Genomic DNA, 26,897 nt, shown 5'->3' on the forward strand with positions numbered 1-26,897 from the left:
AGGAGCGAGAGGCGGCAAGTATGCCTGACGGGCGGTGCAGATCAACAATGTGGAAGGGCACTTGCTCCCTCCCACACGGGATTCATGTCAACCCAGGTGCTCGGGTTTGATGGGGTCGCCCGGCTTCACATCCAACTGGTGCCTGACATCTTCGAACATCAGGTCGTACTGCTTGTGCATCGAGCCATTGAGCGTGGCGATCTTCGGCATCCCGTACTTCTGCGCGATGTTCATCGCATGTCGCGCGAAGTCGAAGGCCTGGTCCTTGGGCAGGAAGAACTCCTCCTTGACGTCGTTACCCTGCACCGTGCCATGCAGTTTGAACAGCATTCCCTTGCCTTCCTTGGGGTCCTGGCTGACTTCGTAGTCGATGCACAGGTTGTAGCTGTAATCATCGTTGGTGAGTGCGTGACGTTCGATGTGCAAGTGACCGGACTCAAAGGTGGCCATAGGCGTTTCTCCTCAACTTCACAGGTAACGGATTCCGGGCGTGGCTGTGCTGATGCGCGTACCGGCACTGCCCTGGACGATGGCTTCGATGTCAGAGAGTGAACCGATCACTGCGGTTTTGCCAGTCTGGCGCGCGAACTCGCAGGCCGCTTGCACCTTGGGGCCCATGGAGCCGGCAGCGAAGCCGAGTTTTTCCATTTCGTCGGGATGGGCCTGGCCGATGGCTTTTTGGGTCGGCTTGCCGAAGTCGATAAACGCGGCATTGACGTCGGTGGCGATCACCAGCAAATCGGCCTCCAGTTGCGAAGCCAGCAACGAAGAACACAGGTCCTTGTCGATCACTGCTTCGATGCCTTTGAGCTTGCCGTCTTCGCCATACATCGTAGGAATGCCGCCGCCGCCGGCGCAGATCACAATGACGTTTTTTTCCAGCAGCCATTTGATCGGGCGGATTTCAAAGATGCGTTTGGGGCGCGGGCTGGCGACCACACGGCGGTACTTATCGCCATCCGGGGCGATGGCCCAGCCTTTTTCCGCAGCCAGTTTCTCGGCTTCGGCCTTGGCGTACACCGGCCCGATAGGCTTGGACGGATGCTGGAACGCGGGGTCCTTGGCGTCCACTTCCACCTGGGTGAGCAGGGTGGCGAACGGCACTTCGAAGTCCAGCAGGTTGCCCAGTTCCTGTTCGATGATGTAGCCGATCATGCCTTCGGTCTCGGCCCCCAGCACGTCCAGCGGGTAAGGCGAAACGCTGGTGTAGGCCGCCGCCTGCAACGACAGCAGGCCGACCTGCGGACCATTGCCGTGGGCGATCACCAGCTCATTGCCGGTGTGGATCTTGGCGATCTGTTCGGTGGCGATGCGGATATTGGCGCGCTGATTGTCCGCGGTCATGGGTTCGCCCCGGCGGAGTAGGGCGTTACCGCCCAGTGCAACGACGATACGCATAGTGCATTCCTTCTGAAATTCATCGTTGTGAACGCAGGAACAGATGTGGGAGAAGGCAAGCGCCCTCCCACATTGACTGTGTTCTGGCAGTGAGACGTTAGATATCCGCCAACGCCGACACCAGGATCGCCTTGATGGTGTGCATGCGGTTTTCCGCCTGTTCAAAGGCGATGTTGGCCGGCGACTCGAACACTTCCTCGGTCACTTCCACGCCGTTGGCCAGGTTCGGATAACGCGTGGCGATGTCCTTGCCGACCTTGGTTTCGCTGTTATGGAAGGCCGGCAGGCAGTGCATGAATTTCACGCGGGGGTTGCCCGAGGCTTTCATCATCTTGGCGTTGACCTGGTACGGCAGCAGTTGCTCGATGCGTTCGTCCCACGCTTCCACCGGCTCGCCCATGGACACCCAGATATCGGTGTGGATGAAGTCCACGCCCTTCACGGCCTCGACCGGGTCTTCGGTGATGGTGATGCGTGCGCCGCTTTCCTCGGCGAAGGCCTGGCACTGCTTGATGAAATCGTCATGGGGCCACAGGGCTTTGGGCGCGCCGATGCGCACATCCATGCCCAGCTTGGCGCCGATCATCAGCAGCGAATTGCCCATGTTGTAGCGCGCGTCCCCGAGGTACGCGTAGCTGATGTCATGCAGCGGCTTGTCGCTGTGTTCGCGCATGGTCAGGGTGTCGGCGATCATTTGGGTCGGGTGGAATTCGGCGGTCAGGCCGTTGAACACCGGCACGCCGGCGAACTTGGCCAGTTCTTCGACGATTTCCTGCTCGAAGCCACGGTACTCGATGGCATCGAACATCCGCCCGAGGACGCGGGCCGTGTCTTTCATGCTTTCTTTATGGCCGATCTGCGAGGAAACCGGGTCGATGTAAGTGACGTGGGCGCCCTGGTCATGGGCTGCCACCTCGAAGGCACAGCGGGTGCGGGTCGAGGTTTTTTCGAAGATCAGCGCGATGTTCTTGCCCTTGAGGTGCGCGCGCTCGGTGCCGGTGTATTTGGCGCGTTTGAGGTCGCGGGACAGGTCCAGCAGGTAGTGCAGTTCGCGGTTGGTGTGGTGCATCAGCGACAGCAGACTGCGGTTGCGCATGTTGAAAGCCATGGTGGATCTCCTTGTGTTCAGGTTATCCCCTTGGCCGACGCCTTGTGGGCGGCGGCCAAGGCCTGGAAATTAATAATCGATAGGGTCGCGGATGATCGGGCAGGTCATGCAGTGGCCGCCGCCACGACCACGGCCGAGTTCGCCGGCACTGATGGTGATGACTTCCACACCGGACTTGCGCAGCAGGGTGTTGGTGTAGGTGTTGCGGTCATAGCCGATCACCACGCCAGGCTCCAGGGCCACGACGTTGTTGCCGTCGTCCCATTGCTCGCGCTCGGCGGCGAAGCTGTTGCCGCCGGTTTCGACCACGCGCAGGGTCTTGAGCTTGAGGGCATTGGCGACCACGTCGAGGAAGCTCGTTTCTTCACGGCGCACATCGATGCCACCGGGTTTGCTTTCGTCGGGGCGCAGACTGAAGGCGACGATCTGGCTGACCACTTCGGGGAAGATGGTGACGAGGTCGCGGTCGCAGAAGCTGAACACGGTGTCCAAGTGCATCGCGGCACGGGATTTGGGCAGGCCGGCGACGATCACGCGCTCGACGGCTTTGTGCTTGAACAGGTTCAGCGCCAGTTGGCCGATGGCCTGGCGCGACGAACGTTCGCCCATGCCGATCAACACCACGCCGTTGCCCAGCGGCATGACGTCACCGCCTTCGAGGGTGGCGCTGCCATGGTCTTGGTCCGGGTCGCCGTACCAGATCTGGAAGTCGGCGTTGGTGAACTCGGGATGGAACTTGTAGATGGCGCTGGCCAGCAGGGTTTCCTGGCGTCGCGCCGGCCAGTACATCGGGTTGAGCGTCACGCCGCCGAAGATCCAGCAGGTGGTGTCGCGGGTGAACTGGGTGTTGGGCAGCGGCGGCAGGATGAAGCTGGAGTGGCCGAGGAAGTCGCGGAACATCTCGATGGTCTTGCCACCGAAGCTGTTGGGCAGGTCATCGGCCGACACGCCGCCGATCAGGTATTCGGCGATTTTGCGCGGTTCCAGGCTGCGCAGCCACGAGCCGACTTCGTTGACCAGGCCGAGGCCGACCTGGTTGGCGGTGATCTTGCGTTCCAGTATCCAGTCCAGTGCTTCTGGAATGGCGACGATATCGGTCAGCAGGTTGTGCATTTCCAGCACATCAATGTCCCGCTCGCGCATCTTGGTCACGAAATCGAAATGGTCGCGCTTGGCCTGGGCCACCCATAGCACGTCATCGAACAGCAGTTCGTCGCAGTTGTTGGGGGTCAGCCGCTGGTGGGCCAACCCTGGGGAGCACACCAAGACTTTGCGCAGTTTGCCGGCTTCGGAATGGACGCCGTACTTCACTTTTTCCGTGGTCATTGCAGATCCTCCAGTGAACAACAGTTACATAGACATAGTCAGGAAGCCGGCGTAGAGGCCATAGGCAGCCACGAGGGCGCCAATGACCACTGCCGCGAAAATCAGCTTCTCGACATTGGTGAAAATCGGTTTGCCCAGTTCATGCTTGGCCTTGGCGAACAGGATCGCGCCGGGGGCGTAGAGCAGGGCGGACAGCAGCAGGTATTTGGTGCCGCCGGCATAGAGCAGCCAGACCGCATAGATCAACGCGATGGCGCCGATGATCAGGTCCTTTCTGCGCTCGACCGGGTCGTTTTCATAAGTCTCGCCACGCACCGCCAGCAACAGCGCATAGGCCGCCGACCACAGGTAAGGCACCAGGATCATCGAAGTAGCGAGATAGATCAGCGACAAGTACGTGCTGGCGGAAAACAGCGTGATCACCAGGAACACCTGCACCAGCGCGTTGGTCAGCCACAGGGCATTGGCCGGTACGTGGTTGGCGTTTTCGCGGCGCAGGAACTCGGGCATGGTGTGGTCCTTGGCCGCGGCGAACATGATCTCCGCACACAGCAGCACCCACGACAGCAGCGCACCGAGCAAGGAAATGACCAAGCCGACGCTGATCAGCACTGCGCCCCAGTGGCCCACCACGTGCTCCAGCACGGCAGCCATCGATGGGTTCTGCAACTTGGCCAGTTCCGGTTGGGTCATGATGCCCAGGGACAGCACGTTGACCAGCATCAGGAACAGCAGCACGGTGATAAAGCCGATCACGGTGGCCTTACCGACATCGCTGCGTTTTTCGGCACGGGCCGAGAAAATGCTCGCGCCTTCGATGCCGATGAACACCCACACGGTGACCAGCATCATGTTGCGCACCTGGTTCATCACGCTGCCCAGGTCGGGGTTTTTCAGGCCCCAGATGTCAGCGGTGAAAATGTCCAGCTTGAACGCGAACACGGCAATCAACACGAACAGCACCAGCGGCACCACCTTGGCAACGGTGGTCACCAGGTTGATGAACGCGGCTTCCTTGATCCCGCGCAGTACCAGGAAGTGCACGGCCCAGAGCAGCACCGAAGCACCGATCACGGCGGCCGGGGTGTTGCCTTCGCCAAAGATCGGGAAGAAGTAGCCGAGGGTGCTGAACAGCAACACGAAGTAACCGACGTTGCCCAACCAGGCACTGATCCAGTAGCCCCAGGCCGATGAGAAGCCCATGTAATCGCCGAAACCGGCCTTGGCGTAGGCGTATACGCCGCCGTCGAGGTCGGGTTTGCGATTGGCCAGGGTCTGGAACACAAAAGCCAGGGTCAACATACCGACAGCCGTAATTACCCAACCGATCAGGACGGCACCGACATCGGCACTGGCGGCCATGTTTTGTGGCAGCGAGAAAATCCCGCCACCAATCATTGAGCCGACGACCAGGGCAACCAGTGCACCGATTCGAAGTTTTCCGGCAGATTCAGACATTGCACAACTCCAATGCAGGAAAAGAGAGACCACAGAGTAATTCCGTGTGCTAATCAAACAGCTGACTTAGATCACATCATCGGTACATTCCATTGTGAATGAATGACTTAGCCTATATGGCCGTGGTTAATGCTTTTCTTCGCAAAGGTGCTTTCCAGAGCGTTTTCTTTGATGGGGTTAATTATTTAGTCCGCAATAGGGACGTTTGAAGCTAGTCTGTTTTCCTGAATGTGCAAACTTTGCCAAAATGCGACGATAAATAGTCTGAAAGCGACAAGGCAGGGGTCTTATTTAAAATATAAATAAACCTAACTTTACAAACTGTCATGCCAAGTCGTTATGAGCGTGGCGGTTTTATCGCGGTGGTTAATAAACACAACACTCGCTGCATTAATGAGTTGAGTGAACGATTGTCAGCTCAACGTGTTAGCTGTTCAGGAGTCTGTTATGTCTCAACCGGCGCAAAAACTTCGACTTAGTGCCCTGATTGCCTTGGTGGTGGGGTCGATGATTGGTGGCGGGATTTTTTCCTTGCCGCAGAACATGGCCGCGCGGGCCGAGGTGGGGGCGGTGTTGATCGGCTGGGCAATCACTGCCGTCGGCATGCTGACCCTGGCCTTCGTGTTCCAGACCCTGGCCAATCGCAAGCCGGAGCTGGACGCCGGGGTGTATGCCTACGCCAAGGCCGGTTTCGGCGACTACATGGGGTTCTCGGCGGCCTGGGGTTACTGGATCAGTGCGTGGATGGGCAACGTCGGTTACTTCGTGTTGCTGTTCAGCACCCTTGGTTACTTTTTTCCGGTGTTCGGCCAGGGCAACACCCCCGTGGCCATTGGTTGTGCATCGATGTTGCTGTGGGCCGTGCATTTTCTGGTGATGCGTGGGATCAAGGAGGCGGCGTTCATCAACCAGATCACCACCGTCGCGAAACTCGTGCCGCTGCTGATGTTCGTGGTCATCGCTGCCGTGGCGTTCAAGGCGGATATTTTCACCCGCGACATCTGGGGCCTGGGCAACCCGCAGTTCGGCAGCGTGGTGGACCAGGTGCGCAACATGATGCTGGTCACCGTGTTTGTGTTTATCGGCATCGAGGGTGCCAGCGTCTATTCGGCGCGGGCCGAGAAGCGTTCGGACGTGGGGCGCGCCACGGTGATCGGGTTTCTCGGGGTCCTGGCGTTGCTGGTGCTGGTCAACCTGCTGTCCCTGGGGATCATGAGCCAGCCGGAATTGGCGCGGTTGCAAAATCCTTCGCTGGCGGGCGTGCTGGAGCATATCGTCGGCCGCTGGGGCGCGTTGCTGATCAGCGTCGGCCTGGCGGTCTCCCTGCTCGGCGCGCTGCTGTCCTGGGCGCTGCTCTGTGCAGAAATCCTCCACGCTACCGCCCATGACAAGACCATGCCGGCCTTTCTGAAAAAGGAAAACGCCAACCAGGTGCCGATCAACGCGCTGTGGCTGACCAACTTGATGATCCAGCTGTTTCTGGTCATCACGCTGTTTTCCCAGAGCACCTACACCACGCTGATTTACCTGGCCTCGTCGATGATCCTGGTGCCTTACCTGTGGTCGGCGGCGTATGCGGTGTTGTTGAGTGGGCGCGGTGAAACCTATGGGGGCGCCCATCGCCATCGCATTAAGGACTTGCTGGTGGGCTTGATCGCATTGAGTTATGCGGTATGGCTGCTCTACGCCGGCGGCTTGAAATACCTGCTGCTTTCGGCGCTGCTGTATGCGCCGGGTGTGATCCTGTTCGCCCTGGCCAAGCGCGAACAGGGCCAGCCGTTATTCACCCATGTGGAAAAGGGCATTTTCGGCTGCGTGATTGCGGGGGCCGGCCTGGCGGCATACGGACTGTACAGCGGCGTACTGTCTTTGTAGGAGCGAGCTTGCTCGCGAAGCTCGTTAACGATAACGCGTGCATTCTGGATGAATGCGGTGGCCTTGCGTTTTTCGCGAGCAAGCTCGCTCCTACGGGGGGAGGTCACCATTGTGGTCGGTGTGAGCCCAATTCCACCGCCGGCAAATCCCATTGCAAGGGCGTGCCGCTGATGGTCAACGGCGGTAGCAGTCGATGGGCCGGACCCCAAGGGGTGTACTCTTGCACCCGGCCTTGATCCCCTGGTTCTTCAGCGCGCAACGCTGGTTGCTCGGGCACTGGCCCGGCGTCTACCAATAATTTTGCCGTACGCGCCAAGGACAACCGCGCCGATCCGCCACGGCCGGACGTCAATCGCTCGCCTAGCGCGCGGATCGCGCTGGCCGCCATCAAATACCCGGTCGCGTGATCGAGTGCCTGCACCGGCAGCGGCACCGGTTTATCCACCTGTTTCCAGGCCATGCCCGCCTCGGCGATCCCGCTGCTCATCTGCACCAGGCTGTCGAACCCGCGACGATTGCGCCACGGGCCGCTCCAGCCATAGGCATTGAGGCTGACATCGATCAGGCCGGGGGCGAGGGTCTGCAGCTCGCTGGCGGTGTAGCCCAGGTGTTCAAGGGCATCGGCGCGGTAGCCGTGGAACAGGATGTCGGCGCCCCTGAGCAGGGTTTCGAACACTTGTCGACCTTCTGTCGTTTTCAAATCCAGGCGTGCGCAACGTTTGCCCAAGGTCATTTCCGGCACCACGCCCGGTTCGTTCCAGGTCGGCGAGTCGATGCGCAGTACCTGCGCGCCCAGCCCGGCGAGAAAACGACTGGCCACGGGGCCGGCCAGTACGCGGGTCAGGTCCAGCACCTTGATGCCCGCCAGCGGGCGCGCCACCGAACCGAGCCAGGGGCTGTCGGCGCGGGTTTCGAAGGTCTGGCGCTGTACCAAGTCCTCGGCGTTCACGGCCAGGCCTTGGGGATGTTGCTGCCAGGCCTGCCACGAACGCATCTGCGCGGCACAACCGCCTGCATCGACGATCGCCTGTTCCAGCTCGCCGGCGTTCCACGGGGCGACCTTGCTCGCCATTGCGGCGCGGTCGGCAACCTGGCCCAGTACCCGTTCGGCGGCGGCACGGTGATGGGGCGCGTTGGTGTGCAAGCGAATCCAGCCGTCGGCACAAGCATAGTCACCGGCCACTGGGTCCCACAGGGGGGGTATTTGCCAGCCCTGCGGGCGAATCGAGGATGAGAACCAAAAGGAGGCGAGGCGCCGGTCCACGCTCACACTGGGTAAGCGTCCGGTCTGCTGCAGGATCAGTTGTGCGATAGCCTGGCCGGCGGCGCCGATGCTGGCGCTGGCCAGTTCGGTTACGGCGAAGGTCGAGGGCAAGGCGCCGGCCTCAGTCACGCTCAGCGGTGTAGGCGGTAGATCGAGTGCGGCTTGGATGGAAGTCAGCAGGTCAGTCATCAAAGGCCCTCCTCATGGGACGGGCCACTATAAAAGATCCTTACACCGGCGTGACAACCCCAGGTTCCATGGGCAGATCGATCGTGGCGATAAAACCGCCATCGGCATGGTTGGCCAGGATCAGGCTGCCGCCATGGCGCTCGGCTGCACGGCGTGCGATGGCCAGGCCCAGGCCATGGCCCTGGGCCGTCTGGCCGGGGGCACGGTAGAAGGGCTCGCCCAACTGGCTGAGGTGTTCGGCTTCGACACCGGGGCCATGGTCGCGCACGCTGATCAGTATGCGTTCGCCCTGGCGACGGGCCAGCAGTTCAATGGACTGGCCCGGCGGGTTGAACCGTTGCGCGTTGCGCAGCAGGTTATCCACCGCCCGTTCGATCATGGTCGGCCAGCCCTTGAGGTGCAGGTCGGGGTCGGCGGTCAGTTGCACCACCTGGTCCGGCGCGCCGAGCTGGGCGTCCTTTTGCAGGGTCTTGAGCAGTGGCGTGAGGTCGATGTCTTCAGCGCTGGCGTTGTCGGCATCGACCCTGGCCAGCACCAGGATTTCGCTGATCAGCGCTTCCAGGCGGTCGCATTCTCGGGTCAGGCGTGGCCAGAGCCGTTCACGCTCTTCGGGGCTGGCGCGTTCGGCCAGGGCCAGGGCGATGCGCAGGCGGGCCAGGGGCGAGCGCAGTTCGTGGGACACATCCCGCAGCAACTGACGCTGGCTGCCGATCAGGCTCTGCAGGCGCGCGCCCATGCGGTTGAAATCGGTGGCGAGTACGCCGAACTCGTCGCGACGGTTGGCCAGGCGCGCCAGGCTGTTTTGCTGGTAGGTGGCCTGGCCGAGGTCATGCACGGCGCCGCGCAGGCGGCTCAAGGGGCGCGTGATGGACAGCGTGACGAACAGGCTGAACAAGGTCAGTACCACCAGGGCGATAGCCAATGCGCTCAAGGGCCATGTCAGGCTGCTGCGATGCCATTGGTCGAGTTCCGGGTGCGGAATGCGGTAGATCAACAGGTAAGTGTCGCCGGTCTTCGCGCTGGTGTATTCGGCGGTCAGGCGCCGCCAGGGCAGATGGCCTTCCTTGTTATCGTTTTGCCGGGCTTCGAAAGCGGCGGCGCGACGTGGGAAAGTCCCGCGCACCACCGGCTCGCCGCTTTCGTTCAGCACTTGCACATCAATGTGGTATTGGCGCTTGCGTTGCTGGAGCAGGTCCTGGGCGGCGTCCTCGCCTTGGGATTCGTAGAGCTGGGTCCACTCTTCGGCGAGGTTACTGAGGCCGGGGTGGCGGCTGAGAATCCAGGCGTCCTGGTTGAGCATATGCCCAAGCAGGATCGACAACCCGGCAACCAGAGCGATGGCCAGCCAGAAACTGGCCAGGATGCGCCAGAACAATGAACGCACAGGAAACCCTCAAACAGGAAAAGCCCAGTGGCAGGAAGCCACTGGGCTGGGAGCGTTAACGCGCAAGCATTATTGCGCTTTTTGTGGCTGCTGCGCTTTCCAGGCCTGGAATTCCTTCCACTCGGCGCGGCGTTGTTCTTGCTGCTTGACGATCTCGTCGAATTTCTTCTGCTGGTCAGGCTTGAGCACGGCACGGATATCGGCCTGGGTTTTCTGCTTGCCGGCGGCGATTTCATCCTGCATGGCTTTCTGCTCGGCAGCCGGGAGTTTATCCAGGTACTTTTTGACCAGCGCCTTGCGGGCTTGCCATTGGTCGCCCATCAGCTTGCCGATCTGCTGGCGCTGTTCTTTGCTCAGGTCGAGCTGGCTGAACGGGCCGCCTTTGCCGCGCGGACCGTGCTCGTCGCCGTGGCCCGGGCCTCCCATCATGTGGCCTTCAGGGCCGCCCATCGGGCCTGGGCCTTCGGGCATGGCGGCCATGGCAACGGTCGGCAGGGCAGCGGCGAACATCAGAGCGATTAGGGTCTTGCGCATGGTGATTCTCCTGTCTCTATTCCGGTAAGTCCGGATGTGAGTAGATTACGGAGATCAAGGTCAGCGGCGGTCAGGTGTGGGTAAAGCTTGGGTAAAGACGATTCTGATGAAGGCTGACAAAACCTAGCTCGCACAAAAACGAACAACGCGCAGACTCAGGCACCCCGCGCTATCGTTGGCGCTCCACGCTAGCTCAGGGGCGGGTCAGAGGCTGTAGTAGTAGCCGCGGCTGCGCAACGCCACGATCCGTGGCCGGCCATCCGGATGCGGGCCGATCTTCTTGCGCAGGTTACTGACGTGCATGTCCAGGCTGCGATCGTAAAGGGTCAGCTTGCGGCCCAGGGCGATCTGCGCCAGTTCCTGTTTGTCCAGCGGCTCACCGGGCTGGCGCAACAGGGCTTCGAGCAGGCGGCTTTCGGAGACGGTGAGGGTGAATTCCTGTTGATCGATGCTGACCACGCCGCGCACCGGGCTGAAGCACAGGTCGCCCAGTTCCAACTGGGTGGATACGGCGGCGGGGTGGCTGCGGCGCAACACGGCGCGCAGGCGCGCGGTGAGCTCGCGCGGGTCGCAGGGCTTGGCCAGGTAATCGTCGGCACCCAATTCAAGGCCGAGGATGCGGTCCAACGGTTCGCCGCGGGCCGACAGCATCAGCACTGGCAGTTCCGGGTGGTCGTTGCGCAATTGCTTGAGCAGCTCAAGGCCACTGCCATCGGGCAGCATCACATCGAGCACCACGGCCGCCGGGGCGCTGTCGGCCAAGGCTTTGCGGGCGCTCAAGCCATCATGGCAGGCGTGCACCTGGAAGCCTTCCTGGCTCAACCAACTGGTCAGCAGCTCACAGAGCTCCTGGTCATCATCTATCAGTAACAGCTCGCTCATGACTCACTCAATTTAGCCATTGTCGACGGCGACGGTGCCCACCGCTGGCGAAGATCCCGCACAGCAAGGCGATCAGTGCGACGGCCCCGCCGGTGACGAACCACTGTTGTTGCTCGGTCAGCCATCGGGTCAAGGCGCCGCCCTGTGTTTCTTTGAGTTGCTGGGCCAGACGTTGGTTCTCTTGGCGAAGGCGACTCAATTGGGCGCTTTCGCGGGTAGCATCCGCACTCTGCAGTTGCTTGCTCAGTTCTTCACGCTGCCGCTCGCTTTCTTTCAAGCGTTGCTGCAACTCGGTGATCTGGGCGCCGGCGCTCAAGGACAGGGGCGTGGAGCTGCCGGTGCTTGAGGTTTCTTCAGCGTGGGCCGTAGCCCCGATCATTAACACTGCCAACAGACACAACTGACTTAAGCGCATCGGAACTCCTGATTCCACACGAATATTCAGAATGTTGTCGGCAGGTTACCGGGAATAATGAGCCATTAGGAGTGCGCCGAACGTAATAGGTTCGGCGCGACCGCGATCAAGGCAGGACTTGCTTGAACGGTTTGATCACGACATCCGCATACACGCCGGCCGCCACATAGGGATCAGCCTTGGCCCAGGCCTGTGCGTCGGCCAGGGAAGCGAATTCGGCGACGATCAGGCTGCCGGTGAATCCGGCGTCGCCCGGGTCGTTGCTGTCGATCGCTGGATGCGGGCCGGCCAGGACCATGCGGCCCTCGGCTTGCAGCGTCTTCAGGCGCTCGACATGGGCTGGGCGCGCGGAGAGGCGTTTTTCCAGGGAGTTGGCAACATCGGTGGCAATGATGGCGTAGAGCATGTCAGTCCTCGGTTTTCGGCGTGGTAGGGTCGGTGTCATGCAGGTGACGCGACAGGTAGATGCCCTGGCCGACCAGGAACAGTACGGTCATGCCCAGGCTACCGAAGACCTTGAAGTCGACCCAGTAGTCCTGGAAGGTAAAGGCCACGAACAGGTTGGCGGCGCCGCAGAACAGGAAAAACACGATCCAGGCCACGTTCAAACGCGTCCAGACCGGCTCCGGCAGGGTCAGCGCGTGGCCCATGATCCGCTTGATCAGCAGGCGATCACCGATGAAGTGACTGCCGATGAACGCCAGGGCGAACAGCCAGTTCACCACCGGTGCTTTCCATTTAAGGAAGGTTTCGCTGTGAAACGCCAGCGTCAGGCTGCCGAACACCAGGCAGGCGACCAGGGTCAGCCATTGGCTTTTTTCCAGTTTGCGCTGGGAGATGAAGATGGTCCCGTAGACCACCACGGAGCTGATGATCAGCACGGCAGTGGCGCTGTAGATGCCGCCGAAGGTCAGTTCGTGGCCGGCGAGGTCGATGACCCTGGGGTCGAGTTTGTAAACGATGAAAAACAGCAACAGCGGGATGAAGTCGATGAATTGTTTCACAGTAAGAGCCAGAAGCTGGATGTGGCGGCATAATAACAAACATCCTTGGTAGCGAAAGCGCCAGCTGACTTGAGGTTACACACTTCCGTGAATGTTGATTTGCACTGCCACAGCACGGCCTCCGACGGCGCCCTGGCGCCCGCGGTTCTGGTTGCGCGTGCGTTTGAAAAAGGCGTGCGAGTCCTTTCGTTGACCGACCACGACACCCTCGAAGGCCTCGACGAGGCCCGTGAAGCCGCCGAGGCGTTGGGTATGCAACTGGTCAACGGGGTGGAATTGTCCTGCACCTGGGGCGGCGCCACCATTCACGTGCTGGGTTATGGGTTCGATCAACACGCCGCGCCGCTGGTGGAGGCCGTCGCCCAATTGCGCGACGGTCGCTGGCTGCGCTCCGAAGAAATAGGTCGCAAGCTCAGTCTTAAAGGCATGTCCAACGCCCTCGACGGCGCCCGCGCGATTCAGCAGGAACTGGGCGACAGCGGCAACGCGCCGGCCCGGCCGCATTTCGCCGACTGGATGGTGCGTGAAGGGTTTGTCAAAGACCGCGCCGAAGCCTTTCGCAAATGGCTGGGTGCCGGCAAGCTGGGTGACGTCAAGCAGCACTGGCCGACCCTGGAAGACACCGTCGAGACTCTGCGGTCCTCCGGGGCCTGGGTCAGCCTGGCACATCCCTGGCATTACGATTTCACCCGCAGCAAGCGTCGCAAGCTGATTGGCGACTATATTGAGGCAGGTGGCCACGCGATCGAAGTGGTCAACGGGCATCAACCCGCCGAACAGGTCGGCAGCCTGGCGATTCTTGCCCGCGAATTTGGTCTGCTGGTCAGTGCCGGCAGTGACTTTCATGGCCCTGGCGGCTGGTCCGAGATCGGCGAATATCGCCCGGTGCCGGAAGACTTGCCGCTCTTGTGGGGGCGATTCAAGCATGACCCCATTATTGCCACCGTCTGAACAGGTAGAGCACGTGAGTCAATTCTTCCAGATTCATCCGGAAAACCCCCAGCCACGCCTGATCAAACAGGCCGTGGAGATCATTCGCGCCGGTGGCGTGGTGATCTATCCGACTGATTCGTCCTACGCCATCGGTTGTCAGATCGGTGACAAGAGCGCGGTGGAGCGTGTCAGACGCCTGCGTCAGTTGGACGACAAGCACAACTTCGCGCTGATCTGCAGCGATTTGTCCCAACTGGGGCTGTTCGCCAAGGTCGACACCGGCACGTTCCGCCTGCTCAAGGCCCACACGCCGGGGCCGTACACGTTTATTCTCAACGCCACCCGCGAAGTGCCGCGCCTGTTGCTGCACCCGAAGAAGCGCACCATCGGCCTGCGCGTACCGGAACATCCGATCGCCCTGGCGCTGCTGGCCGAGTTGGGTGAGCCGCTGATGAGCGTGTCGCTGATCATGCCCGGCGCCACCGAACCACTGGAAGACCCCAGCGAAATGCGCCAACTGCTGGAAAAACATGTCGACCTGATAATTGATGGCGGTTTCGGTGGCGGCAAGGCCTCCACCGTGATCAACCTGGCCGACGGCAAGCCCGAGGTGATCCGTGTCGGCTGCGGCGACCCCGCGCCGTTTATGGCCGAGGCCTGAATGTCCGCCGTGGAAACCGTCGACAGCCAGGCCGGCGCCCAGCAGGAACTGCCGTTTGCCATGGTGTATGGCCAGGCGGTCATGGAAATGCCGCTGGACCTGTACATCCCGCCGGACGCGCTGGAAGTGTTCCTTGAGGCCTTCGAAGGTCCGCTGGACTTGCTGCTGTACTTGATCCGCAAGCAGAACATCAACATCCTCGACATCCCGGTGGCGGAAATCACCCGTCAATACATGGGCTATGTCGAGTTGATGCAGTCCGTGCGCCTGGAACTGGCCGCCGAGTACCTGGTGATGGCCGCCATGCTTGCCGAGATCAAGTCGCGCATGCTGCTGCCGCGCTCGGAGACGGTCGAGGCCGAAGAAGACGACCCGCGTGCCGAACTGATCCGCCGCCTGCAGGAATACGAGCGTTTCAAGGCCGCCGCCGAAGGCATCGACGGTTTGAGCCGCGTGGGCCGTGACGTGGTAGTGCCCAAGCTCGACGCCCCCGAGGCTCGGGCGCGCAAGTTGTTGCCAGACGTGAGCCTGGAAGAGCTGCTGATGTCCATGGCCGAGGTGCTGCGCCGTGGCGACATGTTTGAACACCACCAGGTCAGCCGCGAGGCGTTGTCCACCCGCGAACGCATGAGCGATGTACTCGAACGCCTCAAGGGCGGCGGGTTCGTGCCGTTTGTCGAGCTGTTCACCGCTGAAGAAGGGCGCCTGGGGGTGGTGGTGACCTTTATGGCGATCCTCGAGCTGGTCAAGGAGTCCTTGGTCGAGCTGGTGCAGAATGAGCCTTTTGCGGCTATCCACGTGCGGGCGCGAGCCGAATAAAGAGCTGAATCGATGAATCTGACTGAACCCCGCGAACTGGCGCCCTTGCTGGAGGCCTTTCTCCTGGCCTCGGGTAAACCGCAATCCCTGGAGCGCCTGTTCGAACTCTTTGAAGAAGCCGAACGTCCCGAACCGCCGGTGTTCAAGAAGGCGCTGGAAATCCTGCGCAAATCCTGCGACGGCCGCGCCTTTGAGCTGCGCGAAGTGGCGTCGGGTTATCGCCTGCAGATACGTGAGAAGTTTTCCCCATGGGTCGGCCGTTTGTGGGAAGAACGCCCACAGCGTTATTCCCGGGCGATGCTGGAGACCATGGCGCTGATCGCCTATCGCCAACCGATCACCCGCGGCGAAATCGAGGATGTGCGTGGCGTGGCGGTCAACAGCCATATCGTCAAGACGTTGCTGGAACGCGAGTGGATCCGCATCGTCGGCTACCGCGATGTGCCCGGCAAACCGGCGATGTTCGCCACCACCAAGGTGTTTCTCGACCATTTCAACCTGAAGAACCTCGACGACCTGCCACCGTTAGCCGAACTGCGGGAGATGGAAGCCGATCCGGTGCTCGACTTCGACGACGCGCCGGTCCCGGCGAGCCTGCAGGAACTGGCCGATGCCAGTGCCGAACCGGAGGAGCCGAAGGACGAAACCAGTTTCCACACCCTGTTGTTGGAACTGGACGATATGGAGCAGGGGATCAAGACCGATTTCGACGACTTGCTGCGTGATGGTGTGGCCGAACCTGAAGTCCAGGTGGATGTTGACGCCGAGCCGGAGCCCGAAGCGGAACCCGAGGAAGACATCCTCGGCGTCGCCCAAGCCCGCGAAAAACTCCTGGCCGCCGTCGCCGCCCTCGAACAGCCGCCGCTGAGCGACGAAGAAGACGAAGCCCGTGCCCTGGCCGAAGCCATCGAGGCTGAGCGCCGCCAGTTCGAAGACTGACACCCACCTTGTAGGAGCGAGCTTGCTCGCGAAAAACGTGAACGATAACGCAGCGCTTTCAGATGATCCGTGTCGCCTGTGAGTTTTTCGCGAGCAAGCTCGCTCCTACGAAATGGGTGTCACCGGTCGGCGGAAAAACCGATGACCGGGTGGTTATCGACTAGTCTCTGGTGCGCAACGCGCGTCATGCGCGTATGATTCGCGACCCTTTGCCGACCTATTCGGCCAAAGCCCCGCTTTCAACACTCTTCAGGCCATGCCTGAATCGACCCACCGGGAGGTGCTTAAGATGAACGACAAAGACCAGAACGACAGCCAGGAAATCGGCCCAGCAGGCGAAAAACTGCAAAAGGTGCTGGCGCGTATCGGCGTGGGCTCGCGCCGCGACGTCGAAGCCTGGATCACCCAGAAGCGCATCAAGGTCAACGGCGTCGAGGCCACCCTTGGCCAGCGCGTCGACCTGCACGATGCAATCACCATTGATGGCAAGGTCATCAAGCGTGAAGAGGCTGCCGAATCGGTACGCCGCGTGATCATGTACAACAAGCCCGATGGCGAGATCTGCACCCGTGACGACCCGGAAGGCCGTCCGACCGTGTTCGACAAGATGCCCAAGCCCAAAGAAGGCCGCTGGATCAACATCGGCCGTCTCGACATCAACACCACCGGCTTGCTGATGTTCACCACCGACGGTGAACTGGCCAACCGCTTGATGCACCCGTCCTACGAGATGGACCGCGAATACGCCGTGCGTGTGCGTGGCGAAGTCGACGACGAGATGATCGAGCGTCTCAAGGCCGGCGTGGTGCTGGAAGACGGCCCGGCCAAGTTCACCGACATCAAGCAGGCGCCCGGTGGCGAAGGTTTCAACCACTGGTACCACTGCGTGGTGATGGAAGGCCGCAACCGTGAAGTGCGTCGCCTTTGGGAATCCCAGGGCCTGGTGGTCAGTCGCCTCAAGCGTGTGCGTTTCGGTCCGGTGTTCTTGAACTCCGACCTGCCGATGGGCCGCTGGCGCGAAATGAGTCAGTACGAAGTCGACATCCTCAGCGCCGAAGTCGGCCTGACCCCGGTGGCGATGCCGCAGATGAACGCCAAGAGCAAAGACAAGCTCGATCGTATGCAGCGCAAATCCTCACGTCCGGTGGCCCGTACCGAACGCGTGGCACGTACCCTGCGTCCGGCACTGAATGCGCCGGCTACCGGCGGACGTATCTCCCGTGAGCCGCAGATTGAAGGCGAGCGGCGCCCGACCGCGCCATCGCGTCAGGAAGGCGAGCGTGCGCCACGCACCCCGCGCCCTGCTCGTGGTGAGGCGCCAAGCGGTGGCCGTAGCAACCGTGGTGAGGCGGAACGCCCAGCCGACAATGCCAGCACCAAGCGCCCAGCCAAGCCTGCGGCGAAAAAACGCCCGGGCCTGAAACTGGTCGCTGACGAGCCGTCGGGCAAGCGCCGTGGCGCCCCTGCAGGTTCGGGTCAGCGTCCAGGCTTTGGTCGCAAGAAGCCGCAGTGATGTTGTAAGCGCGGCACAAAAAAACGCCAACTTTCGAGTTGGCGTTTTTTTTCGGTTGGATTTGCTTCTCGCGGGCGTAGTTGGATCTTCATTCATCGAGTGAGAACGAAAAGCTATTTTTATCCCGGCTTCCTGCGGCTGTAACGCCTGCTTTCCACAATGTAATGATTAATTTACGACTGGGTCTCGGTATTGCTGGCTGAGCTCAGCCTGTAAGGAATACCTGACAGATCGTCGCACGCACCTTTTGGGTGCGGCTTCAAGCGGTCGAGCGGTGTACAATGCGCCGCGTTTTACTGTGACCCCCTTTGCGTAACTGCGCAAAAGGCCAAGACCCAGGGGTTTATTTGCCCCGATCATTCCGCCTGGCCACGAGCCGGACGGGTTCGATTTCGTCACAGATAAAAACAAACAGGTGACGCATGACCGTTAGAAAGACGCTGTACTCCTGGTGCCTGCGCTGGGGTTTGAGCGGCGCTGCTTGAGTCGGTAATTCAAGGCAGCAACCTGCAGTCAACATCCTCAAACCTTGCGTGAGACCCTTTTCATGAGTGGACCCCATTCCTCTTCAGGCGAGCTGAAACGCGGCCTGAAAAATCGGCATATCCAGTTGATCGCCCTCGGTGGCGCCATCGGTACCGGCCTGTTCCTGGGCTCGGCCGGTGTGCTCAAATCCGCCGGCCCGTCGATGATCCTGGGCTATGCCATCTGTGGCTTCATCGCCTTCCTGATCATGCGCCAGCTTGGCGAAATGATTGTCGAGGAACCGGTCGCCGGCTCCTTCAGCCACTTTGCCCACAAGTATTGGGGCGGTTTCGCTGGTTTCCTGTCGGGCTGGAACTGCTGGATTCTGTACATCCTGGTGGGGATGTCGGAGCTGACCGCTGTCGGCAAATACGTGCACTACTGGTGGCCAGAGATCCCGACCTGGGTCTCGGCGGCGGCGTTCTTCGTGCTGATCAACCTGATCAACCTGGCCAACGTCAAAGTCTTCGGTGAAGCCGAGTTCTGGTTCGCGATCATCAAGGTGGTGGCCATCGTCGGCATGATCGCCCTGGGCAGCTACCTGCTGGTCAGCGGCAGCGGCGGCCCGCAAGCGTCGGTGAGCAACCTGTGGGAACACGGCGGTTTCTTCCCCCACGGAGTGGGCGGGTTGGTGATGGCCATGGCGATCATCATGTTTTCCTTCGGCGGCCTGGAAATGCTCGGCTTCACCGCCGCCGAAGCCGACCAGCCACGCACGGTGATCCCCAAGGCGATCAACCAGGTGATCTACCGCATCCTGATCTTCTACATCGGCGCCTTGGTGGTGCTGTTGTCGCTGACACCGTGGGACAGCCTGCTGGAGACCCTCAATGCATCCGGCGACGCCTACAGTGGCAGCCCGTTTGTGCAAGTGTTCTCGATGCTGGGTAGCAATACGGCCGCGCACATCCTCAACTTCGTGGTCCTGACCGCAGCGTTGTCGGTGTACAACAGCGGCACCTACTGCAACAGCCGCATGCTGCTGGGCATGGCCGAGCAGGGCGATGCGCCCAGGGTGTTGGCCAAGATCGACAAACGCGGCGTACCGGTGCGGTCCATCCTTGCCTCGGCGGCGATCACCCTGGTGGCCGTGTTGTTGAACTATCTGATCCCGCAACATGCGCTGGAACTGCTGATGTCCCTGGTGGTGGCCACGCTGGTGATCAACTGGGCGATGATCAGCTTTTCCCACTTCAAATTCCGCCAACACATGGACCGCACCGGCCAGGTGCCGCTGTTCAAGGCGCTCTGGTACCCATACGGCAACTATGTGTGCCTGGCATTCGTGGTGTTTATCCTGGTGATCATGCTGATGATTCCGGGGATCCAGGTGTCGGTGTATGCGATTCCGGTGTGGGTGGCGTTCATGGCGGTGTGTTACTGGATCAAGAACAAACGTAAGGCACAGGCTACCCGGAGCGTTCTGGAGTAAGACGTTACCCCGAACCCGAAAAAAACCGGCGCCTTGCCGGTTTTTTCGCCGGGGCGGGCAGGTTAGATTCGCGCCTCGTTGATCTAGACCGAGGTCGGTCGGAAGCTGCTCAGCTCTAGATACAGCAGATTTTCTGTCATTCGCTACAAGACAACTGAAAAATGTAGTGCGGGCTATTGAAAGTCTTGCCGATCATGCTTTCAAGAAGGCCGACTTGTTCAGGTGATAGGTCGTACTCATAGATCGCATCTTCAGGCTCACTCCAAGACATTAGCTGCGATAACTCTTCGTACTGGTCGGCAGGAATTTCAATACTGAAAGCCAGCTCCTCGGTTTTTTTATCGAATGCAAGAATTTCGTGCTGCATGTCTGAGGCTCCTATCAAGATTATTTTGGCGTGGTTCGGCCTGGCTCGGCGTCCTTCGTTCGCTCTCCCGTATCAGGGTTGAACTCTCCAAGATGTTTGCCTTGCTTGTCGTAAAGTTCAACCCGGCCATTCTCATAGTCCCACTCATAAATGCGCCCCTTGCGATCTTTCCAGCGCTTACGCTTTTTCCCCCTGTAGTGGCATTGTTTGATGTTAGACGTGGGAAAACTCAGCGTGCGTCGAAGACTTTTATGCACTGATTCAAATCGCGGAAATCCTGAACGCTCCACGCATGCGGCGGGATTCGTACGCCATTGTCCTGCAATGTTTTCGGAATCAGGTTTCCATTCGGCCGAAGGATGACCGACGCAACGATAACGCCTGGGTAGTCCGTCAGGCGCTGTTTGAAGGCCGGGGTTGTAAGGTCAGGTGTCGGCGAGCTGCTTTTGTTGGCCAGTGGTCCTGTCGCCTTGAGATCCGCTCCGTGGCACATGGCGCATCGCTGCACATAGAGATTCTTGCCATTGGCAGGATCGGCCAGGGACAGCGACGTTTGAATGAGTGATAAAGTGCCCAGCAAAGCGATCAAGGGGATCTTCACTGTGCGGGTGGCCTTGTTGTCGAGGGTGTTTTCCACATTGGCTTATCCGTTGCCTAAGGTGTTTGATCGATGCTGGTGATTTCCAATAACGTCCACCTCCCCGATACCGAAATCGAGTTGACCGCCATCCGTGCTCAAGGCGCCGGTGGACAGAACGTCAACAAGGTATCAAGTGCCGTACACCTGCGCTTTGATATTCCGGCGTCGTCGCTGCCGGAGTTCTATAAGGAACGCCTGCTGGCGCTGCGTGACAGTCGCATCACCAGCGAAGGGGTGCTGGTGCTCAAGGCTCAGCAGTACCGAACCCAGGAACAGAATCGCGCCGACGCGCTGGAACGCTTGGTGGAGCTGATCCTCAGTGCCACCAAGGTGGAGAAGAAGCGGCGCCCGACCAAGCCGACCCTGGGCTCGAAAAAGCGCCGCCTCGAATCCAAGACCAAGCGCGGCAGCATCAAGGCCGGGCGCGGTAAGGTCGATTTCTAGGTGTTGCGTGCTTCGCGGGCCTTGGGGGCTTGTCGGTAGAGGTACACACTCAGCAGCAAACCGCCGCACGCGGCGAGGGCGGCGAACAGGAAGATCGACGCGAAGCCGAAACCTGCGGCGACAGCCCCGGCCAGCGGGCCGGTGATGCCCAGCGACAGGTCGATGAACAGCGAATACGCCCCCACCGCCGCCCCCCGGCTGGACGCCGGCACCAGGTTGACTGCCTCCACCCCCAGGGCCGGAAACACCAGGGAAAAGCCGAACCCGCTCAAGGCCGCGCCCGCCAGCGCCCAGTTGGCATCCGCTGCCAGCCACAGCAATAGCAGGCCGAGGACTTCCACCGACAGGCAGGCGATCGCCACCCGAAAGCCGCCAATCCGGTTGATCAAATTGCCAAACAACAGGCGCGCGCCGATGAAGCTGGCGCCGAACAGGCTGAGGGCCCAGACCGCGTTATCCCAATGCTGGGTGGTGTAATACAGCGTAATAAAGGTCGCGATGGTGCCAAAACCGATGGAGCCCAACGCCAGCGCCAAACCGTGGGGCAAGACCCGGCCCAGCACATTCATGAAGGGCAGGCGCACGCCGGCCACGATGGGCGCGGGTTCCTTGCGCCAGGCCAGGGCCACCCCCACAACGGCCAGCAGAATGATGCTGACGCCCATGCTCCACAGCCCCAAGTGGCTCACCAGCAGCACCCCCAGCGGTGCCCCGACGGCCAGCGCGCCATAGCTTGCAATGCCGTTCCAGGAAATGACTTTGGCGGTGTTGGCCGCGCCCACTCGGCCAATGCCCCAGCCAATCGCACCCGACCCCACCAGGCTTTCAGCGCTGCCCAGCACCAGGCGGCCGATCAGCAGGCTGCCCAGGCTCACGGCCGGCAGGCTGGAAAACCAGGCCGCGAATAGCATGAAGACACCGCTGAGGCCGCAGCCCACCAGGCCGATCAGCACGGCGCGCTTGCTGCCCAGGTTATCGATGATGCGCCCTGCGTATGGGCGGCTCAGCAGGGTGGCCAGGTATTGCACGCTGATCACCAGCCCGGCGATCACCGCGCCAAAGCCCAGCTCACTGTGGACATAGCCCGGCAACACGGCCAGGGGAATGCCGATATTCAGGTAGCCGATAAAGGTGAACAACACGATGGAAACAACTTGCAGCGTGACCGCTAGGGGGCGCTGGGTATCTGGCATGGGAGAGGTCCACTGTCGCAGCAGGTAAAGATAGGCTGCTAATGATACCGGGGCTTTGATCGGTTCAGGGGGGTAAAACGCAAAAACCTCGGCTCAGAAAGCCCTCAAGCTTGGGCAGGGTTCAGCAATTGTGTGGTGACCAGGGCGGCGAGTGCATTTTCCTGGGTGCCGAAGCGCTTGAGCAGCTTGGCTTGTTTGTCCGCACTGAGGCGGTTCCAGACTTCGACCATCTGCAGCGCAGCCTCGAGCACGGCAGTGTCCGGAGTGTCGGGGAGGGTATCGGTCATGGCAGGTATCCCGGGTAATTCAGGCGGTGTGGAAAGCGCTCAAAGACGCGCTTTCCACACGGTCTGGTACGGCGTCAGCCCTGGCGTTTGCCGTCGACTGGTTTTGCTTCTTTGGCCTTGGGTTGCTTGTCGCTGGCCTGTTGCGGTGTTGGCTGCTCGGTTGGGTGCAGGCTTGGGAAGGGGAGATTAGGTATCTCGTGCATCGTCGTCGCTCCTCGCAAAGTCTGTTTTTTTCAATCGCAGGTGATTCCGCGCTCTCAAAAAGCTTTCGCAGGATACAGCACTGCAAATGACAAAAAGATTTTTATGTCGATGGATGTGTGACCTTTTATCGCTCAGACGCAAGTGACGAGAGGTCACACCTCTAGAAGGGTACCTTGCCCAGAATCATGTCGCGGTACATCACAAAATCCCCCAACAGGCTGTACAGCGGATGCTGGAAGGTCGCCGGGCGGTTCTTTTCGAAAACGAAGTGGCCGATCCAAGCGAAACCGTAACCGGCGATGGGTAGGGTCAGCAGCAGTCCCAGGGAGCCTTTGCCTATCGCGTAGGCCAAAAGGCCGATCACCAGCGTGGTGCCGATAAAGTGCAGGCGCCGGCAGGTACTGTTGGCGTGCTCGCTCAGGTAGTAGGGGTAAAACTCGGAAAAGCTGTTGAATTGCTTGACGTTTTCCACGATGGCGAGCCCTTTGTTGTTATGCCGCCGGACAGATGTTCGGCGGGGAGCTTATTTGAGTCTAGAGTGATCAGTGGTAACAGCCAGTGACAATAGATGCCACTTTAGTATCCTTGGTCGCAGTCTCGTAAATTGCGGCCTGTAGAGGTGATGTTGTCATAACCTTGGCATTAGCTCCGAAAAGAGCCTCTGCCTTGCTGCCTGCCCCAGTGTCCGCCGACGGCATCCAGCGACCATAAATCCTTGCGATCATGGTCCAATCTTTGTGCCCCATCTGACTCGCCACCCACATCGGATGCTCTCCGGCAGAAAGCATCATTGATGCGTAGGTATGGCGAGTTTGGTACGGCCTACGGTAGCGCACGCCTGACTTCTTCATAGCGGGAAGCCAAAGCAGCTTTCTAATGCGCCCAGACTCTTCCCATGGCTCGCCACTATGCGGGTTCAAAAATATCCTTCCCCCAGCCAAAAATGTCAGAGCCTTCTGCTGCGTAAGAGCATCCAGGGCAGGCTTCAACAATTTCACCGTCCGACGGCCGCTCGCTGTTTTCGGTGTCTCTGGCGAATTCGCTGCTCGCGTTTTGGCGCGAACAATGCGAACCGATCCGCCAATCCAATCTACATCCCCCCACTCCAAGGCAATAAGCTCGCTCGGGCGAAGGCCCGTCCAGAACGAGAAGATCATCTGTGCGCGCTGATCCCGTGGTGTCGCAGCCAGAAGGGCTTCCTGCTCTTCGACGGTGAACGGATCGACATCATCGTCCTCCTTTAGCTCTTCCCGGTTCTTGTAGTTCCACCCGACCATCGGGTTGATCTCCAAGATCTCGTCTTCTACCGCATCATCAAGAGACGACCGCAAGCAGCTCTGCAGGTTGGTTATCGTCTTGTTGCCAACCTTGTACTGCGAGAGCCGGTCCCTGATGTGCTTTCGGGAAAGCTCTCCCAATGAAAGGTGGCCGAACATCGGGATCAACCGCCCGGCGATCATCTCCCGGTAATGCTCGGCGGTGCTGGATTTGAGCTGAGCCTTTTTCTTGTCTAGCCACTCAATCAGGTACACGCCCAGATTCTGCCGATCCTCCGGCGTTTTGAAAGCCATGGCCTTCTTTGAATTTGGGAATGTCTTGGCGTAATCAAATGTGCCGCCGAGGATGGCGTGCTCAATTGCGGCCTTATGCAGCTCAGCCTTTTTCAGGTTAGCGGCGGTGGGCTTGAGCTGGACCCTCTCCCGGCACCGGACGCCCTGGTATTGGAATGTGATCTCGATACTACTTGCAGACGCGGCGCGGACGCCTCCCCCATCTCTACCCATGAGTAATACCCCTCAACATCTATAAGTACCCGGCCGTCTGGAGCTTTCTTCCAGACGGCGTGCTTCGGCCAAATGCCGTCGCGAATTTTGGTGCGGATGGCATCTGGTGTATAGCCAGACTCTCGCGAGAATTGCTCGACGGTCTTGTATCTGACTGGCCCGCTCATAGCTCTCCTCCACGGCCCATTCCGGGCCGCGCTGAATTAATGGTCATTTGGTGTCCTTGCCGCGCTGGGCGGCAGAAGGTGGGTAAGTTATGCGGAGTAGGCGGTGAGAATCACTACCGAGACGCTGGTTCCAGAAAACTCATTGCTGTAGATCTGCGTCCACTCATGGGTGAGCCCTGGGAGCAATTCCTTTCCTTTTGCGCTGGCTGGCAGCACCGCAACCAATCGCCCGCCGAGCTTTAGCATCGATGAGGCATGCTCAAGGTGAGCCTGCCAGCGGCCCTCGCTGAACGGAGGATTCATGACGATACGGTCGTATTTGCCTGTGACATTCCACTGTAAGAAGTCGGCACACTCGACATGGTGACCTTTGGCCCTGAGCACTTCGCAATGTAGTGCGCTGATTTCAACGCACACGGTGTTGCTCTTCGGCATCATGTCAGCTAAGCCGCCAAGCCCAGCGCTTGGCTCCAAACATTGGTGGCCTGGCTGGATGTCGGCAAGTTCGATAGCTGCCAGTGCGACGCTTTCAGGGGTTGGGTAGAACTGGTGCGACTTCTGATCTGGAATGCATCCAGAGCAAACAATCTGGTCAAGCACTTCGCCAGGGTGATAGTCGAACTGCCAATAGTGCTTTACCTTCACCGCGCCGATTGCTGCCAGCACTTTCTCGGCTTCGGCCTGGGCGGCCTTGTCCTTCTCACCGTAGCCGAAGCTTTTCGCCATCGGCACGTCGATGTGGCGCTCGGGCCACTCAGGCAAAACGCGTTCTCGCACGTCTCGCATTTCCGCCAGCATCGCAATCACTGCATGCGGCAGCGGTTTATCGAAGAGCTCGAAATCCTTGACCTTCTTGCGGCTCTTTGGCTTCTCGCGGAATTGCGAAGGGATTGCTGCCGGGTATAGGCTGGCAAGGATCGCATTCAAGCGCCAGGACATCTCGGGATGCACTTCGAGGTGCGCTGTACCGACTCCGCCGTAGACGCGAATGCGCAGTGAATTGCCGTCGATCGCCATCCACTCGCCATTGTGCCGGCCAGCAGCTTTTATCACCGGATCGGTTGCGCCGTGCTTCGGCTCCTCACGACCCATGAATTTTGCGATGACGCAGCGCAGGTCATTGATTTGGCCAGAAGTGCCCCAGCTGTTAATACCCGCGATGATCATGCGCTTACTGAAACCTTCTGGCCGGTTGGTCACGTGCGTCCGGCTCAGGGCGCGAAAGATGCCGTCAACACGCTCGGCCAAGAACTTGTGCCGACTCGAGAGCAGGCCTGACAGCGTGCCGCGCACGGTGCTCTCTTCGAAGTCGGGCAGCGCTGGCAGCTCAGCTTCCTGGCTGTGCTTGTTTTTCTTACGACCCAGCGGGTTCTTGATTTGCTCATGCCATTCTTCCCGACGCTTTTGGGGCATATAGTCGAACACGTCGGTAAGGCGCAGAGCCCTATTCCAGAAATCGCCATTCAGCTGGCCCACGGCTCCTTCCAGATTGAACAGGGTTTCTACGGTCGACGGGATGCTGTAGCGCTGCTCTTTCACGTTTCCGCTAATGAAGTAGTGCAGCACACTGGCGTGCTGGGGGTCGCTGACCGCTTCGGCCATTGCTTCGATGTTCCGGCGAGCGGCGCCGTATTGGCCGAGCAGGCCATCTACAAGGTCGCTCGACATCGGTGCGAAGAATTCGGACACATCTTCTACGATCTCCCCAAATGCCTGCTTTGCAATTGAACTCATGCGTTATCTCCAGATGCGCGCCCGCCGCTCACCGGCAGGCATGTAGGGGGATTGGGGTTAGGCTGTTGCTTTGGCGATATCGGCGGCTGCCCGGACGATTGCTCGGCGCGTGCCGAAATCGTCCATCGCTTCAATGATCATCACGCCATGTCGCGAGTGCTCCGCGCCAACTGAGTCGTGGTCCTCCATGAAGACGATGCAGATCCCGAGCCTGATTGCCAGCCGCAGGGCGTCGCCATCGTCATCCAGCGGTCGCCACAGTCGATAGCTTTCTCTATCGCCGATTCGAAGGCAGTTCCGCGCCGATTCAAAACAGAGAACAGGGCCGATTCCTGCCGCCTTTGCTGCCAATTCAAGAATCTGTTGGTCGTTCATGGCCTGGGCCCCTTGTAGATGAAGACGTAGGCGAACCAGAGGG

Annotated in this window: 29 protein-coding genes and 1 pseudogene; 8 read left to right on the forward strand and 22 right to left on the reverse strand. The window is 60.2% G+C overall.

Annotation, left to right across the window (positions count from 1 at the left end; all coding sequences use genetic code 11):
- Positions 1 to 87 precede the first annotated feature (87 nt).
- The 5 genes from BLR63_RS29750 to arcD (BLR63_RS29770) all read right to left on the reverse strand — a co-directional run bounded on the left by BLR63_RS29750 (position 88) and on the right by arcD (BLR63_RS29770) (position 5,290).
- Positions 88 to 450, reverse strand: coding sequence for a DUF5064 family protein (locus tag BLR63_RS29750; RefSeq protein ID WP_010566168.1), 363 nt, complete (start codon positions 448 to 450; stop codon positions 88 to 90).
- Positions 451 to 468: 18 nt separating this feature from the next.
- On the reverse strand, positions 469 to 1,398 hold the full coding sequence (arcC, locus tag BLR63_RS29755; protein WP_010566169.1) for a carbamate kinase: 930 nt from the start codon (positions 1,396 to 1,398) through the stop codon (positions 469 to 471).
- Between the two features lie 97 nt (positions 1,399 to 1,495).
- Positions 1,496 to 2,506, reverse strand: coding sequence for an ornithine carbamoyltransferase (locus tag BLR63_RS29760; protein WP_010566170.1), 1,011 nt, complete (start codon positions 2,504 to 2,506; stop codon positions 1,496 to 1,498).
- Between the two features lie 69 nt (positions 2,507 to 2,575).
- Positions 2,576 to 3,832, reverse strand: a complete 1,257-nt coding sequence (gene arcA / locus BLR63_RS29765) for an arginine deiminase (protein WP_010566171.1) — start codon at positions 3,830 to 3,832, stop codon at positions 2,576 to 2,578.
- A 24-nt stretch (positions 3,833 to 3,856) separates the two neighbouring features.
- Positions 3,857 to 5,290: an arginine-ornithine antiporter gene (gene arcD, locus BLR63_RS29770; RefSeq protein WP_010566172.1), complete on the reverse strand. Its 1,434-nt coding sequence runs from the start codon at positions 5,288 to 5,290 to the stop codon at positions 3,857 to 3,859.
- Between the two features lie 447 nt (positions 5,291 to 5,737).
- Between arcD (BLR63_RS29770) and arcD (BLR63_RS29775) the strand changes: the two genes are divergently transcribed.
- Positions 5,738 to 7,165, forward strand: a complete 1,428-nt coding sequence (arcD, locus tag BLR63_RS29775) for an arginine-ornithine antiporter (protein ID WP_010566173.1) — start codon at positions 5,738 to 5,740, stop codon at positions 7,163 to 7,165.
- A gap of 103 nt (positions 7,166 to 7,268) precedes the next feature.
- Here arcD (BLR63_RS29775) and BLR63_RS29780 read toward each other — a convergent pair whose 3' ends face one another.
- The 7 genes from BLR63_RS29780 to BLR63_RS29810 all read right to left on the reverse strand — a co-directional run bounded on the left by BLR63_RS29780 (position 7,269) and on the right by BLR63_RS29810 (position 12,837).
- Positions 7,269 to 8,618 (reverse strand): CoA transferase, encoded by a 1,350-nt coding sequence (locus BLR63_RS29780; protein ID WP_010566174.1) that lies wholly within the window; start codon positions 8,616 to 8,618, stop codon positions 7,269 to 7,271.
- Positions 8,619 to 8,658: 40 nt separating this feature from the next.
- The gene (locus tag BLR63_RS29785) at positions 8,659 to 10,002 is read right to left on the reverse strand and encodes a sensor histidine kinase (RefSeq protein WP_010566175.1); all 1,344 of its coding nucleotides are present in this window, start codon (positions 10,000 to 10,002) and stop codon (positions 8,659 to 8,661) included.
- Between the two features lie 69 nt (positions 10,003 to 10,071).
- Positions 10,072 to 10,536 carry a hypothetical protein gene (locus BLR63_RS29790; protein ID WP_010566176.1) on the reverse strand — a complete coding sequence of 155 codons (465 nt, stop codon included), beginning with the start codon at positions 10,534 to 10,536 and terminating at the stop codon, positions 10,072 to 10,074.
- Between the two features lie 204 nt (positions 10,537 to 10,740).
- Complete coding sequence (locus tag BLR63_RS29795) at positions 10,741 to 11,418, reverse strand: response regulator transcription factor (protein WP_010566177.1); 678 nt, start codon at positions 11,416 to 11,418, stop codon at positions 10,741 to 10,743.
- A gap of 7 nt (positions 11,419 to 11,425) precedes the next feature.
- Positions 11,426 to 11,833, reverse strand: coding sequence for a translation initiation factor 2 (locus tag BLR63_RS29800; protein WP_010566178.1), 408 nt, complete (start codon positions 11,831 to 11,833; stop codon positions 11,426 to 11,428).
- A 106-nt stretch (positions 11,834 to 11,939) separates the two neighbouring features.
- Positions 11,940 to 12,239 (reverse strand): YciI family protein, encoded by a 300-nt coding sequence (locus BLR63_RS29805; protein ID WP_010566179.1) that lies wholly within the window; start codon positions 12,237 to 12,239, stop codon positions 11,940 to 11,942.
- A 1-nt stretch (position 12,240) separates the two neighbouring features.
- Positions 12,241 to 12,837 (reverse strand): septation protein A, encoded by a 597-nt coding sequence (locus BLR63_RS29810; protein ID WP_010566180.1) that lies wholly within the window; start codon positions 12,835 to 12,837, stop codon positions 12,241 to 12,243.
- An 87-nt stretch (positions 12,838 to 12,924) separates the two neighbouring features.
- Here BLR63_RS29810 and BLR63_RS29815 point away from each other — a divergent pair, with 87 nt between their 5' ends.
- The 6 genes from BLR63_RS29815 (at position 12,925) to BLR63_RS29845 (ending at position 19,659) form a co-directional block, all read left to right on the forward strand.
- Entirely contained in the window at positions 12,925 to 13,788 is an 864-nt protein-coding gene (locus BLR63_RS29815) for a PHP domain-containing protein (protein WP_010566181.1), read from the forward strand.
- Between the two features lie 13 nt (positions 13,789 to 13,801).
- Complete coding sequence (locus BLR63_RS29820; protein WP_010566182.1) at positions 13,802 to 14,431, forward strand: L-threonylcarbamoyladenylate synthase; 630 nt, start codon at positions 13,802 to 13,804, stop codon at positions 14,429 to 14,431.
- A gap of 120 nt (positions 14,432 to 14,551) precedes the next feature.
- A complete protein-coding gene (locus tag BLR63_RS29825; RefSeq protein ID WP_178115112.1) occupies positions 14,552 to 15,250 on the forward strand; it encodes a segregation and condensation protein A in 699 nt (232 codons plus the stop codon).
- Positions 15,251 to 15,262: 12 nt separating this feature from the next.
- On the forward strand, positions 15,263 to 16,189 hold the full coding sequence (scpB, locus tag BLR63_RS29830) for an SMC-Scp complex subunit ScpB (protein ID WP_010566184.1): 927 nt from the start codon (positions 15,263 to 15,265) through the stop codon (positions 16,187 to 16,189).
- Between the two features lie 289 nt (positions 16,190 to 16,478).
- On the forward strand, positions 16,479 to 17,702 hold the full coding sequence (gene rluB / locus BLR63_RS29835; RefSeq protein WP_010566185.1) for a 23S rRNA pseudouridine(2605) synthase RluB: 1,224 nt from the start codon (positions 16,479 to 16,481) through the stop codon (positions 17,700 to 17,702).
- Positions 17,703 to 18,249: 547 nt separating this feature from the next.
- Entirely contained in the window at positions 18,250 to 19,659 is a 1,410-nt protein-coding gene (locus BLR63_RS29845; RefSeq protein WP_010566186.1) for an amino acid permease, read from the forward strand.
- A 136-nt stretch (positions 19,660 to 19,795) separates the two neighbouring features.
- Here BLR63_RS29845 and BLR63_RS29850 read toward each other — a convergent pair whose 3' ends face one another.
- From BLR63_RS29850 to BLR63_RS29860, 3 genes and pseudogenes are all read right to left on the reverse strand, one after another.
- Positions 19,796 to 20,026 carry a DUF7683 domain-containing protein gene (locus BLR63_RS29850; RefSeq protein ID WP_010566187.1) on the reverse strand — a complete coding sequence of 77 codons (231 nt, stop codon included), beginning with the start codon at positions 20,024 to 20,026 and terminating at the stop codon, positions 19,796 to 19,798.
- Between the two features lie 20 nt (positions 20,027 to 20,046).
- A pseudogene (locus BLR63_RS32070) lies at positions 20,047 to 20,217 on the reverse strand (colicin E3/pyocin S6 family cytotoxin); the annotation flags it as partial.
- A gap of 38 nt (positions 20,218 to 20,255) precedes the next feature.
- Positions 20,256 to 20,627, reverse strand: a complete 372-nt coding sequence (locus BLR63_RS29860) for a c-type cytochrome (protein ID WP_042947128.1) — start codon at positions 20,625 to 20,627, stop codon at positions 20,256 to 20,258.
- Between the two features lie 69 nt (positions 20,628 to 20,696).
- Between BLR63_RS29860 and arfB the strand changes: the two genes are divergently transcribed.
- Entirely contained in the window at positions 20,697 to 21,110 is a 414-nt protein-coding gene (gene arfB / locus BLR63_RS29865) for an alternative ribosome rescue aminoacyl-tRNA hydrolase ArfB (protein WP_010566190.1), read from the forward strand.
- On the opposite strand, the gene BLR63_RS29870 is transcribed toward arfB, so the two are convergent.
- The 7 genes from BLR63_RS29870 to BLR63_RS29895 all read right to left on the reverse strand — a co-directional run bounded on the left by BLR63_RS29870 (position 21,107) and on the right by BLR63_RS29895 (position 26,854).
- Complete coding sequence (locus BLR63_RS29870) at positions 21,107 to 22,303, reverse strand: MFS transporter (RefSeq protein WP_010566191.1); 1,197 nt, start codon at positions 22,301 to 22,303, stop codon at positions 21,107 to 21,109. The two genes, arfB and BLR63_RS29870, sit on opposite strands and share 4 nt — an antisense overlap.
- Before the next feature lie 104 nt (positions 22,304 to 22,407).
- Positions 22,408 to 22,590, reverse strand: a complete 183-nt coding sequence (locus BLR63_RS29875; RefSeq protein WP_010566192.1) for a hypothetical protein — start codon at positions 22,588 to 22,590, stop codon at positions 22,408 to 22,410.
- 74 nt (positions 22,591 to 22,664) lie between these two features.
- Positions 22,665 to 22,793 (reverse strand): hypothetical protein, encoded by a 129-nt coding sequence (locus BLR63_RS32150; RefSeq protein ID WP_256858859.1) that lies wholly within the window; start codon positions 22,791 to 22,793, stop codon positions 22,665 to 22,667.
- A gap of 161 nt (positions 22,794 to 22,954) precedes the next feature.
- A complete protein-coding gene (locus tag BLR63_RS29880) occupies positions 22,955 to 23,266 on the reverse strand; it encodes a DUF962 domain-containing protein (protein ID WP_010566193.1) in 312 nt (103 codons plus the stop codon).
- A gap of 70 nt (positions 23,267 to 23,336) precedes the next feature.
- Positions 23,337 to 24,578 carry an Arm DNA-binding domain-containing protein gene (locus BLR63_RS29885; protein WP_083365982.1) on the reverse strand — a complete coding sequence of 414 codons (1,242 nt, stop codon included), beginning with the start codon at positions 24,576 to 24,578 and terminating at the stop codon, positions 23,337 to 23,339.
- 254 nt (positions 24,579 to 24,832) lie between these two features.
- Positions 24,833 to 26,479: a DUF4942 domain-containing protein gene (locus tag BLR63_RS29890; RefSeq protein ID WP_010568120.1), complete on the reverse strand. Its 1,647-nt coding sequence runs from the start codon at positions 26,477 to 26,479 to the stop codon at positions 24,833 to 24,835.
- A 57-nt stretch (positions 26,480 to 26,536) separates the two neighbouring features.
- Complete coding sequence (locus tag BLR63_RS29895) at positions 26,537 to 26,854, reverse strand: hypothetical protein (RefSeq protein ID WP_010566423.1); 318 nt, start codon at positions 26,852 to 26,854, stop codon at positions 26,537 to 26,539.
- Positions 26,855 to 26,897 lie beyond the last annotated feature (43 nt).

The organism is Pseudomonas extremaustralis (assembly GCF_900102035.1).
Classification (GTDB): domain Bacteria; phylum Pseudomonadota; class Gammaproteobacteria; order Pseudomonadales; family Pseudomonadaceae; genus Aquipseudomonas; species Aquipseudomonas extremaustralis.